This window comes from Flagellimonas lutimaris (assembly GCF_003581615.1).
Classification (GTDB): Bacteria; Bacteroidota; Bacteroidia; order Flavobacteriales; family Flavobacteriaceae; genus Flagellimonas; species Flagellimonas lutimaris.
Genome location: NZ_QXFH01000077.1, coordinates 444,586 through 456,989 on the forward strand (window position 1 = coordinate 444,586; position 12,404 = coordinate 456,989).

A 12,404-nucleotide genomic window follows, 5' to 3' on the forward strand; every position below is an offset into this window, starting at 1 on the left:
TTCATGAAAGCAAGCTATAAAAAGTATACCCTTAATTTTAAAGTCCCCAGCGGTACCTCGCGTGGAATCATGACCCAAAAAGAAACCTGGTACATCATCATTAACGATGGTGGTGCATTTGGAATAGGGGAGTGTGGAATTTTAAGGGGATTGAGTGTGGACGATGTGACAGATTACGAACAACAATTGGCATGGGTATGTGATAATATTCAATTGGGAAAGGATGAAATGTTGAATCATTTAAGGCATTACCCATCCATTCAATTTGGTGTAGAGCAAGCTTTTTTGTCGTTACAATCCAAAAATCCGTTTGAACTCTTCTCTTCGGGTTTCACCCAAAAGGAATCGCCGATACCCATAAATGGACTTATATGGATGGGAGACGAGACTTATATGCTCAAACAATTGGAACAAAAGCTGAAAGACGGTTTTAGGTGCATTAAAATGAAGATAGGTGCCATCGATTTTGAAAAAGAAACCTCTATTCTTAAAGCGATTCGGGATAATTTTTCACCAGAGGAAATAGAACTACGTGTGGATGCAAATGGAGCTTTTTTACCAACAGAAGCAATGGGAAAACTGGAAAGGTTATCCACATTTAAGATACATTCCATTGAGCAACCCATAAAAGCAGGCCAATGGGAAGAAATGACCAAACTCTGCGAAAAAACACCACTTCCAATTGCTTTGGATGAGGAATTAATCGGAGTTTTTGATGTAACAGAAAAGGCGAAACTGCTACAAACAATTCAACCTCAATATATAATATTGAAGCCGAGTTTGGTAGGCGGGATAAAAGGTAGCCGAGAATGGATAGCACTAGCTGAAAAACAAAATATTGGATGGTGGATAACAAGTGCTCTGGAGAGTAATATTGGATTAAATGCAATAGCACAGTTCACGTATGCTTTGAACACAACAATGCCACAAGGTTTGGGAACCGGTAGTCTGTTCACCAATAATATTGGAAGCCCTTTGCAAGTGGCCGAGGGTAAACTTTTCTACAGACAATCAAATGTCTGGGATATGGATTTAATACAAGAAATATGTACATAGAACAAGGATATAAGGGGAACGAAGGTCTCTGGAAGTATTTGGTACTACCAGTAGGTTTTATAGGTTTTATGATTTGGAATTATATCGTGACCATAAACTCCGCAGTAAGCGTTGACGAACTCACACAAAAGATTATTGATCAGTTTGGAACCAATTTGGTGTTGATTATGTTACTGGCACCATTGGTAGTTGGTTTTTTTGTGGTTTTGGGCTGGACGTTGTTGGTCCATCAACAATCCATCACCTCTTTGACCACCTCACGAAAAAAAATTGACTGGAAACGAATCATATACGCATTTGTGCTTTGGGGCGGTGTTACCATTTTGCTTACGGGAATCGATATCTATTTTTCACCTGAGAAGTATGAACTTAATTTTAATCTTATAAAATTTATTCCACTGGCTATTATAGCCATATTACTGATTCCACTCCAGACTAGCTTTGAAGAATATCTGTTTAGGGGCCACATGATGCAGGGAATTGGACTCATGGCCAAAAACAGATGGGTTCCATTGGTATTCACTTCCACCTTATTTGGTTTGATGCATGCTGCGAACCCTGAAGTGGAAAAGCTAGGTTTTGGAATCATGATTTATTACATCGGTACAGGATTCTTTCTAGGAATTTTGACTTTGATGGATGAAGGCTTGGAATTGGCTCTTGGATTCCATGCAGCCAATAATTTGATAACGGCCTTGTTGGTCACTTCGGATTGGACGGCATTTCAAACGGATTCAATCTTTAAAGACATATCACAACCTGTATTGGGCTGGGATGTACTGATTCCCGTATTTGTGGTTTATCCTATCTTATTGTTTGTTTTCTCAAAAAAATATGGCTGGAAAAACTGGAAAGATCGACTTTTTGGAAAAGTGTTGACCAAAGAAGAATTTGTAGCATTGACCGATGGAGCATCCGACTTGGCATAAAATACATTCAGAGTTTAGATTAAACGATATTCCGGATAGTTTTGAAAATCTTTCTCAAATAGGCGAAGACCTCGTTGAAAAGGGAAAACCTTTTCAAAAATCAATTGGAGATTTTTTATTGGACTGGGCTTCAGGCGAGACAACAATTAAAGTCCATACTTCAGGATCTACAGGAAGGCCTAAAACCATAGTGCTTAAAAAGGAGCATATGGTCAATTCTGCCTTGGCAACGGGCGAATACTTTGGGCTAAAACCGAAGCAAAAAGTACTCTTGTGCCTGCCATGCACTGGAATAGCTGGCAAAATGATGTTGGTCCGAGCCATGGTGCTGGGCTTGCAATTGGATTATGTGGAACCCTCATCAACTCCTTTGGCCAACACTAAAAAAACCTACGATTTTGTGGCCATGGTGCCCTTACAAGTTCAAAATTCTTTGAGCGATTTATTTAGGGTTAAAAAACTAATAATAGGCGGAGCACCCGTAGACCCAGTTTTACGTAGCCAGCTTGCCAAGCTACAGGTAGAGGCGTATGAAACGTATGGTATGACAGAGACCATTACACACATTGCCGTAAAAAGAATAGCTGAAGATTCAACTAACTATTTTGAAACCCTCCCCAGTGTTTCCGTATCTCAAGACGACAGGGATTGCCTTGTAATCGATGCACCTAAAATTTCAGAAGAGAAAGTGGTCACCAACGATTTAGTGGAATTAGAAAATGATACTGAATTTAAATGGCTAGGACGGTACGATTCCATTATCAATTCGGGAGGCATTAAATTGGTCCCTGAAAAGATTGAGAATAAATTATCCTCTCTGATAAAGCAACGCTTTTTTGTCGCTGGAACTCCTGATGAGACCTTAGGACAACAATTGGTGTTGGTTGTTGAGGGGGAACCAATCAATGAACAAGAATTACTTCAAGATATTAAAAGCTTAAAAGATATTTCAAAATACGAAGTGCCCAAGAAAGTTTACTTTGTAAAATTGTTCAAGGAAACATCAACCAATAAGGTGAATCGAAAAAAAACATTACAACAAGTTATCTAAGTTTTGTACATTAAAATTTCAAAAAATCAACCATGCGAAAAACCATCAAGCTAGCACTGTTACTTTTACCTTTTATTGCCATTTCCCAACAAATACTCCCCGAAGTTGAACGCGCTAGGGTAGTAGACGAAATTCTTGAAGAACGTTTCAATAATTTACTTCCAAAATTAATGGATGATGCAGGATTGGACATGTGGGTGTTGATATCTAGAGAATACAACGAAGATCCTGTGCTCCGAACCATGCTGCCAGCGAAATGGTTAAATGCACGAAGAAGAACCATACTTCTTTTTTATAGGGACAAGGATAAAAATACCATAGAAAAACTAGCTGTTGCCAGATACAATATAGGCAAGAGTATCATCTCGGCTTGGGACAAGGAAAAAGAACCAAATCAGTGGAAAAGATTGATACAGTTGATTGAGGAGCGAAACCCAGATAAAATTGGTTTGAATTTTTCTAAAGATCACAACGTTGCCGATGGTCTTGATAAAACAGATTATGACGAGTTCATGGCTAATCTTCCCAAAAAATATCAAACCAAAGTAGTATCTGCAGAACAATTGGCGGTGCGATGGATTGAGACGCGTACGCCTAGGGAAATGACGATTTTTAACCAGTTAACGGATATTACCCACGATATTATCGAAGAAGCCTTTTCGGAAAAAGTGATTACCCCGGGAATCACCACCACAACCGAAGTAGAGTGGTGGATGCGTCAAAAAGTAACAGATTTAGGTTTGGAGACTTGGTTTCACCCTACCGTAGATGTACAAAGAACCAGTGAGGAGCTGGTCGGACATCTCTATTCTTTTTCAGGAAGACCAGATGATGAAGTAATTCAACGTGGTGATTTGTTGCATTGTGATTTTGGAATTACCTATTTGCGTTTGAATACCGACTGTCAAGAATTGGCCTACGTGCTACAACCGGAAGAAACCGAAGCACCATCTTTTTTGGTAAATGCTTTGTACGATGGCAACCGAGTACAAGACTTTCTCACCCAGAACATGGTTGAAGGAAGGGTAGGTAACGATATTTTGGCAAAAGCATTGCAAGATGCAAAAGATGCTGGGCTAAAACCAGCCATTTATACACATCCCCTTGGGACTTATGGGCACTCCGCAGGGACTACGATTGGTATGTGGGATTCGCAAGATGGTGTTATGAAGGATGATGGTGAAAATTATCCTTTAAACCCAAATACTGCTTATGCCATTGAACTGAATGCAACGGTGAACATTCCGGAATGGAACAGGGACATTAGGATTATGTTGGAGGAACCTGGTTTTTTTGGTGAAGATGGCTTCAGGTATATCAATGGCAGACAAACCGAATTATTGCTTATTCCAAGACCAAAATCACATTTAGGGAACTGATTATTTTTTTTGTAAATTTAGTAATCGCCTAATTTTCAATTTGCTATGAGATTACTATTTTTTACAGGATTATTCCTATTGTTTTCTGGTTTGACCCATGGTCAAAAAACGATTACCGGTCGTGTTACCGACGGTAAATTACCCTTGTCCAATGTCCAGATCGCCAATTTGGCTTCGGGCAGTAAAACGACCTCGGATGCAGAGGGCCAATATAAAATTATGGCCAAACCGAGGGAAGAACTTCAATACACTTATATGGGTATGGATACCATAACTATTATGGTAGAAGATGTTACCCGAATACTTAATGTAAAAATGAACATTAGGGTAGAAGAATTGGATGAGGTAACTGTATCCAAATCCATTTTAAAAGGACAAAAGGAAATGAAATTGGAATATGATTCCAATCCAAATATTATAAAATCAGCTTTTGGTTTTATGGATAAGGAAACCTCAGTCTTTTCAATGAGAATTCTCGATGAGGAAGAATTAAATCAAGAACTCAACTTAAGTTTGGCCATTCAAGGTCAATTTGCTGGAGTAAAATCATACTGCAGCCCAAAGGGTGAACTTATTGTATCCATGAGAGGGCTTCAAAGTATAAATTTCCCAAGAAAAGCGGTTTTTGATGTGGATGGCATGGTTTTAAGTAAAGTGGATTGCTTTCAGTTCGTTGGAAATATAAAAAGGATGGCTTTTATTCCTTCATTGATCGCGACCTCTCTTTATGGTACCATTGGTTTAGGGGGCGTTGTTGTAATCAATACCAAAACAGGAACTATTACCCCTAGGGAGAACGGTAAACCTTATGATCGCGCAAAGCTCCGCAATAACTTTGTAGAGGAAGGTGATGTTGCCGAAAATATAACTGAGCAGACGTTGCCCAATTATTCGAAACAGCTTCGTCAAAGTAACTCGTTGGCAGAAGCAAAAACCATTTACAATACCAATAGAGCTGCCTATGGCAGTCATCCACATTTTCTTTTGGACTCCTATGCATATTTTTATGAACAACAAGGAGAAGAGGACTTTGCCAATGAAATTATGGAGGAGTTTATTGATGCAATGGATAAAAACCCAGTATTGTTAAAAGCGCTGGCCTATACCTTAGAAAGTGAGGAAAGATACGATAGGGCCCATGACATCTATAAAAAAATATATTGGTTACGTCCAGATTATGCTCAAAGCTTTATTGATATGGCCAATAGCTATCGTAACGTTGGCGAGCCAAAATCGGCCACTACTTTGTACGCCAGACATGCCTATCTTCAGGATGAGGGAATGCTACCAATCGATAGTATGGAATTGGGCATTATCATGAAGCGAGAGATCAAGAACTTGTTCAAATTGGAGAACAGTACACTAAAGATTAAAAACAGGAAGAAATACGAGGAAGATGACTTTTCCACAAGATTGGTATTTGAATGGAACGATTCCGAAGCGGAATTCGACCTGCAGTTTGTAAATCCGGATAACCAATATTTCAACTGGAAGCATACTTTGGCAGAAATGCCTGAACGAATCAGGTCCGAAAAGAAATTCGGTTATTCTATGGCCGATTTTATCTTAGATGACGAGTTGCCTGGTATCTGGAAGGTAAATGCCACTTATCACGGAAACAAACAATTAACGCCATCCTATGTTAAAGTAACTATCTACCGGAATTATGGTAGCAAGTTGCAAAGCAAGGAAATAAAGGTATATCGGTTGGGAACAAAAGGTGCCAACCAGCATTTGTTTGATTTTAACCTAACCTCAAGGGTGGCTCAAAGTAAGTAGAAGTTACACTTGTAGTACGCCCATATTAAACTTTTTCTCAATAGGTGCGTGGTTCGCTGCCTCTATCCCCATAGAAATCCATTTACGGGTATCCAGTGGATCAATTATGCCATCTGTCCAAAGTCGAGCTGCGGCATAGTAGGGTGATATTTGGTCATCATACCGCTGTTTTATTTGGTCAAAAAGTTCTTTTTCCTTTTCAGCATCAACGGGTTTGCCACTTTTTTCCAAGCTAGCCTTCTCAATCTGCATAAGGACTTTAGCCGCTGAATTTCCGCTCATCACCGCAAGTTCGGCACTTGGCCAAGCCACAATCAATCTGGGGTCATAGGCCTTACCGCACATGGCGTAATTACCAGCACCGTAGCTATTACCTATTACAATGGTAAATTTTGGCACCACTGAATTACTCACGGCGTTCACCATTTTAGCACCATCTTTTATAATACCTCCGTGCTCACTTTTACTACCTACCATAAAACCGGTAACGTCCTGCAAAAACACCAAGGGGATTTTCTTTTGATTGCAATTTGCAATAAATCGGGTAGCCTTGTCCGCGGAATCAGAATAAATTACCCCGCCAAATTGCATTTCACCTTTTTTGGTCTTGACCACCTTTCTTTGGTTGGCCACAATGCCCACGGCCCAACCATCAATTCTGGCATATCCCGTTAAAATGGTTTTGCCATAGCCTTCCTTGTATTGTTCAAATTCAGAATCGTCCACCAAGCGTTTTATGATTTCTAGCATATCGTATTGGTCACTTCTGGATGCGGGTAAAATACCGTAGATGTCTTCTGGGATTTCAGCAGGTTTTTTAGCTTCTACGCGATTATATCCTGCTTTATCAAAATCACCTATTTTATCAACGATATTCTTTATTTTATTAAGAGCATCTTTATCATCTTTGGCCTTGTAGTCGGTTACCCCGCTAATTTCCGAATGGGTTGTTGCTCCACCCAAGGTTTCGTTGTCAATACTTTCACCAATAGCAGCTTTTACCAAATAGCTTCCTGCCAAAAATATGCTTCCCGTTTTGTCCACGATCAAAGCTTCGTCACTCATGATAGGCAAGTAAGCACCACCGGCTACACAACTTCCCATAACAGCGGCAATTTGGGTGATTCCCATGCTACTCATTACGGCATTGTTTCTGAAAATACGTCCAAAATGTTCTTTATCGGGAAATATTTCATCCTGCATGGGCAAATACACCCCTGCGCTGTCCACCAAATAAATAATCGGAAGATTGTTCTCAATGGAAATTTCTTGTGCCCGTAGATTTTTCTTTCCGGTTATAGGGAACCATGCACCCGCTTTTACGGTAGCATCATTTGCCACAACAACGCATTGTTTGCCCTTTACATACCCTACCTTTACAACTACGCCGCCAGATGGACATCCACCGTGCTCTTCGTACATATCTTCGCCAGCAAAAGCGCCTATTTCAATGGATTGGGCGCCATCATCTAGTAAATAATCAATGCGTTCCCGTGCGGTCATCTTGCCTTTGGCATGATGTTTTTCAATACGTTTTTTTCCACCACCGAGCTTCACTTTGGCCAGTCTGCGCTTTAAATCGGAAAGTTTTAGTTTATTATGGTCTTCGTTCTTGTTGAAGTTTATGTCCATTCTAATGTAAATTCGTTTCTTTGGTTAAAGATAAGGAGTTATAATCATTACTTTTGAAGTATATGGAAACCAAAATACGATGGGGCATTGTTGGCCCGGGAAACATAGCTAGAAAATTTGTGTCAGATTTACTGTTGGTTGATGATGCGGAAGTCACGGCTGTGGCGTCACGATCAATGGAACGGGCTAAGGAATTTGCCGATGAATACGGAGTAAAACATACTTTTGGAGATTATGATGTATTGTTCCAATCTGGAAAAGTGGATGTGGTGTATATAGCTACGCCTCATAATTTTCATAAAGATTTGTCCGTAAAAGCACTTGAAAACGGTATTGGGGTTTTGTGTGAAAAACCGATGGGCGTCAATAGGCCAGAGGTGGTTGAACAGGTAAATACATCCAAGAAGCACAATGCATTTTTGATGGAGGCCATGTGGTCTAGATTTAATCCCTCCATCCAGAAAGTAAAACAGTTGGTTGATGCTGGGGATATTGGGGAACTCAAATACCTATATGCAGATTTTGCATTTTACGGTTTAGACAAAGGTTTGGACTCTAGATTATTGAATCCCAATTTAGCTTCGGGCAGTATATTGGATATAGGTATTTACCCCATTTTTCTATCTTATTTGTTGTTGGGTATGCCAGATGAGATTATGGCAACTTCTAAGTTTCATGAGAATGGTACGGAACTCCAAACCAGTATGATTTTTGACTATGAAAGCGCCCAGTCCGTATTGTACAGTGGGCTTACCAGTAACTCCAGAATGGAAGCCGAAATATCCGGTACCGAGGGAGAATTGTTTTTGAACCCAAGATGGCACCATGCCGATGGATATACTTTGGTCAAAGATGAGCAAACCAATAAGTTTGAGCTGCCATTGACAGGGTTTGGTTATTATCACGAAATTTTGGAGGTTCATAAATGTTTGAAGGAGCATAAAATTGAGAGTGACCTTTGGTCGCATCAAAATAGCTTGGATTTATCAGAGTTATTGGACACGGTTAGGGAAATATGCGGTATAAGCTTTCCTTTTGAAACATAATCCTTAATAATAACTTTACATTATCTCTATTTTTACGATATTTGAAATTCTTCAGAAATATATATAATGGGAATGAATAAGAACACGGTGCTGGCCTATGCCACATGGATTATGATTTTGGTAGGTTTGGGAATGATTGCACTTGGAGCTTTTAAATATGATGAAGTAGCAGGATGGGGCTTTGCTGCTGTTGGAATTGGATTTTTTGCCGTAGCATGGGTGTTTAATGCCCTAAAAGGTAGAGTATAGCCTCTTTTTCAAAAACAATTTAATTTATAGTAGATGTCAGACGATAAAAAAGTCATTTTTTCAATGTCTGGGGTTACCAAGACCTTTAAAACGGCCAATACCCCGGTACTCAAAAATATTTACCTAAGCTTTTTCTATGGGGCTAAAATTGGAATTTTGGGTCTCAATGGTTCGGGTAAGTCCACCTTGCTGAAAATAATTGCGGGTGTAGATAAAAACTATCAAGGGGATGTTGTTTTTTCGCCCGGGTATTCTGTAGGTTATTTAGAGCAAGAGCCTCAATTGGATGAAGATAAAACCGTTCTGGAAGTAGTAAAGGAAGGCGTAGCCGAGACCGTAGCCATTTTAGATGAGTATAATAAAATCAACGATATGTTTGGTCTGCCCGAAGTGTATGAGGATGCGGACAAGATGCAAAAGTTGATGGACAAACAAGCAGCGCTCCAAGATAAAATAGATGCCTCTAACGCTTGGGAACTCGATACAAAACTGGAGATTGCGATGGATGCCCTTCGTACTCCAGAATCCGATAAAAAAATAAGTGTGCTTTCCGGTGGGGAACGCAGAAGGGTGGCATTATGTCGTTTGTTGTTGAAAGAACCCGATGTGCTTTTATTGGATGAGCCTACCAACCACTTGGATGCTGAATCCGTACATTGGCTGGAACACCATTTGGCACAATATAAAGGAACGGTGATTGCGGTAACGCACGACCGCTACTTTTTGGATAATGTGGCTGGGTGGATTTTGGAACTGGACCGTGGGGAAGGAATTCCTTGGAAAGGAAACTACTCGAGCTGGTTGGACCAAAAGGCGAAACGTTTGGAGCAAGAGAGTAAACAAGCGTCCAAGCGTCAAAAAACGTTGGAACGAGAGTTGGATTGGGTTCGACAAGGTGCCAAAGGTAGACAGGCGAAGCAAAAAGCCCGTTTAAAGAATTACGATAAACTTCTGAGCCAAGATCAAAAACAGATGGAGGAGAAGTTGGAGATTTACATCCCCAATGGACCGCGTTTGGGAACCAATGTGATTGAGGCCAAGGACGTAAGCAAAGCTTTTGGAGACAAATTGCTGTACGAAAACTTGAACTTTAATTTGCCACAGGCAGGGATTGTCGGCATTATTGGACCGAACGGTGCTGGTAAGACGACAATTTTTAAAATGATCATGGGAGAGGAAACTCCCGATAAAGGTGAGTTTATTGTTGGTGATACGGCTAAATTGGCTTACGTTGATCAGTCGCACTCCAATATTGATCCTGAAAAATCCATTTGGGAAAACTTTAGTGACAGCCAAGAATTGATCATGATGGGAGGGAAGCAAGTGAATTCCCGTGCCTATCTAAGTCGATTTAATTTTTCGGGCAGTGAGCAGAACAAAAAAGTGAATATGCTTTCAGGTGGAGAACGTAACCGCCTGCATTTGGCAATGACCTTAAAAGAAGAGGGTAACGTGCTGCTTTTGGATGAGCCTACCAACGATCTGGATGTGAATACGCTCCGTGCCTTGGAAGAAGGTTTGGAAAACTTTGCAGGTTGTGCAGTGATTATTTCCCACGACAGATGGTTCTTGGATAGAATCTGTACGCACATCCTTGCCTTTGAAGGCGATTCTCAGGTATATTTCTTTGAAGGTTCTTTCTCTGATTACGAGGAGAACAAAAAGAAACGCTTGGGAACGGATATCATGCCCAAGCGTATCAAGTACAAAAAATTGATTCGTTGATGGAGAAAATATTATTCCCCTCCTAAATTTTTGATTCCTTCCTCCAATATTTTTTTGGCTTTCTCCAAATAGGCTTTTTGGTGTGCTGACAAACTATTGGGGTCTTGATTGTTGTTTATAGGAGTTGAGCCAATCGAATTGGATAATTCTATCAATTGTTCAATAGCTTGCTCTGCTGATTGGAGTTTATCATCGGCATGTTTTTCAAACACCTTGATCATTTCCAATTCCATGGAGTTTACAGATTCCGTTTCAGTTTCCTCTGCTACAGGGTTTTCTTCATAAGAAGTGGTCATTTCTACCGTGGCTTCAGTAGTTGTAGAAGTGCCAAGTGTACATTGATCAATAATAGTGATCAATTCATTGATTTCACCTATGGCCTTTTTGGTAAAGAACCTACCAGCTTCCCAGTCGGCGGGCTTTATTGCTTGTTCCAAGGTTTCCATTGCGTCCAAGGTTTTGTTCTTGGCTTTTTCGCAACTGCACTCGGCCATATAAGTTTCTGATTTTTCCAGAGCTGTTAGAGCCCTTTCAGCATAATACATCTGATGCTCAAAGTTAGTGGCTTCCATGGCTTTTTTACCATGGCTTAGGGCGTAGGTCACTTTAGCGTAAAAATTATCACATTGATTTGAATAGGTAGCTTGGACGGCAAAAAATATTGCCAAGACTACTAAAACATGGGATTTGGGAGCCATATTCAAGTTTTTTGGTTATTAAGTTTGTTCTTCTAACGATGAAATCGTGTTATTATTTCACAGATTTAATAATCTTCGTTGGGATACCAATCCAGTTGAACCACTTCAATGCTGGAATCCCCTTCGTTTACAATTGTTTTGAATTTTTCAACATCACTGACCTCTGGTCTTCCTCTAAAATGATATGGATACACTTGCTTTGGTTTAAATTCCAATACAGCATCGGCAGCACTCTCAACGGTCATAGTGTAAGGCAGGTTCATGCAAATGAAAGCTTTGTCAATATTTTCAAGCGAACGCATCTCAGGAATATCTTCGGTATCTCCAGAAAAATAAATTCGTTCATTACCAAAAGTAAACACGTAACCATTTCCTCTTCCTTTAGTGTGAAAATCTTTAGCCTCTTCACGCAAGTTGTACATGGGGATGGCTTTTACGGAAAAACCAGCTATTTCTTTAGTCTCGCCATTTTTCATTGTGGTGGTCTTGGAAGATAATTCTTCAGGCATTTGAATAGCTACTGCTTCTGGAGCTATGATTTTTACTCCTTCCAAGTCCAATTCATTTAATGTATCGGTATTATAATGATCACCATGTTCATCAGTAATAAAGATAATGTCCGGTGATTTTTGACCCTCAAAAGCGGCTTTACCGCCAACAGGATCAATATATATGGTATTGCCGTCCCATTCAATTACAGCTGTGGCATGTTCAATGGGAATTATTTCGGCTGGAGCAGGAGCTTCTACTTCAATTTTGGTTTCCATCTCCGCAGTTTCTTCTTGTTTTTCCTTTTTCTCTTTACAAGAAGCAAAGAGCAATAGTAATGCGCTGACAGTAAGAATGATATTTTTTTTCAT

The 12,404-nt window shown here is 40.0% G+C and carries 11 protein-coding genes; 8 read left to right on the forward strand and 3 right to left on the reverse strand.

Annotated features, from left to right (window positions below; genetic code table 11):
- The first annotated feature begins 3 nt into the window (after positions 1 to 3).
- Genes menC through D2V08_RS16205 form a run of 5 tightly spaced genes read left to right on the forward strand, consistent with a single transcriptional unit; the run spans position 4 to position 6,194 of the window.
- Complete coding sequence (menC, locus tag D2V08_RS16185; RefSeq protein ID WP_119609424.1) at positions 4 to 1,056, forward strand: o-succinylbenzoate synthase; 1,053 nt, start codon at positions 4 to 6, stop codon at positions 1,054 to 1,056.
- Complete coding sequence (locus D2V08_RS16190) at positions 1,047 to 1,985, forward strand: CPBP family intramembrane glutamic endopeptidase (protein WP_119609426.1); 939 nt, start codon at positions 1,047 to 1,049, stop codon at positions 1,983 to 1,985. Before menC ends, D2V08_RS16190 begins: the two co-directional genes overlap by 10 nt.
- Complete coding sequence (locus D2V08_RS16195) at positions 1,963 to 3,036, forward strand: AMP-binding protein (RefSeq protein ID WP_119609428.1); 1,074 nt, start codon at positions 1,963 to 1,965, stop codon at positions 3,034 to 3,036. The genes D2V08_RS16190 and D2V08_RS16195 overlap by 23 nt, the downstream gene beginning before the upstream one ends.
- A gap of 32 nt (positions 3,037 to 3,068) precedes the next feature.
- Complete coding sequence (locus D2V08_RS16200; RefSeq protein ID WP_119609430.1) at positions 3,069 to 4,415, forward strand: M24 family metallopeptidase; 1,347 nt, start codon at positions 3,069 to 3,071, stop codon at positions 4,413 to 4,415.
- Between the two features lie 45 nt (positions 4,416 to 4,460).
- On the forward strand, positions 4,461 to 6,194 hold the full coding sequence (locus tag D2V08_RS16205; protein WP_119609432.1) for a tetratricopeptide repeat protein: 1,734 nt from the start codon (positions 4,461 to 4,463) through the stop codon (positions 6,192 to 6,194).
- Between the two features lie 3 nt (positions 6,195 to 6,197).
- Here D2V08_RS16205 and D2V08_RS16210 read toward each other — a convergent pair whose 3' ends face one another.
- Positions 6,198 to 7,826: an acyl-CoA carboxylase subunit beta gene (locus tag D2V08_RS16210; RefSeq protein ID WP_119609434.1), complete on the reverse strand. Its 1,629-nt coding sequence runs from the start codon at positions 7,824 to 7,826 to the stop codon at positions 6,198 to 6,200.
- A 62-nt stretch (positions 7,827 to 7,888) separates the two neighbouring features.
- Here D2V08_RS16210 and D2V08_RS16215 point away from each other — a divergent pair, with 62 nt between their 5' ends.
- From D2V08_RS16215 to ettA, 3 genes are all read left to right on the forward strand, one after another.
- Positions 7,889 to 8,872 carry a Gfo/Idh/MocA family protein gene (locus D2V08_RS16215; protein ID WP_119609436.1) on the forward strand — a complete coding sequence of 328 codons (984 nt, stop codon included), beginning with the start codon at positions 7,889 to 7,891 and terminating at the stop codon, positions 8,870 to 8,872.
- Positions 8,873 to 8,938: 66 nt separating this feature from the next.
- The gene (locus tag D2V08_RS17415; protein WP_041801594.1) at positions 8,939 to 9,121 is read left to right on the forward strand and encodes a CAL67264 family membrane protein; all 183 of its coding nucleotides are present in this window, start codon (positions 8,939 to 8,941) and stop codon (positions 9,119 to 9,121) included.
- A 33-nt stretch (positions 9,122 to 9,154) separates the two neighbouring features.
- On the forward strand, positions 9,155 to 10,846 hold the full coding sequence (ettA, locus tag D2V08_RS16225; RefSeq protein ID WP_119609438.1) for an energy-dependent translational throttle protein EttA: 1,692 nt from the start codon (positions 9,155 to 9,157) through the stop codon (positions 10,844 to 10,846).
- 11 nt (positions 10,847 to 10,857) lie between these two features.
- Here ettA and D2V08_RS16230 read toward each other — a convergent pair whose 3' ends face one another.
- Both D2V08_RS16230 and D2V08_RS16235 read right to left on the reverse strand, forming a co-directional pair.
- Complete coding sequence (locus D2V08_RS16230; protein WP_119609440.1) at positions 10,858 to 11,544, reverse strand: hypothetical protein; 687 nt, start codon at positions 11,542 to 11,544, stop codon at positions 10,858 to 10,860.
- A 65-nt stretch (positions 11,545 to 11,609) separates the two neighbouring features.
- Positions 11,610 to 12,404 carry an MBL fold metallo-hydrolase gene (locus D2V08_RS16235; protein ID WP_119609442.1) on the reverse strand — a complete coding sequence of 265 codons (795 nt, stop codon included), beginning with the start codon at positions 12,402 to 12,404 and terminating at the stop codon, positions 11,610 to 11,612.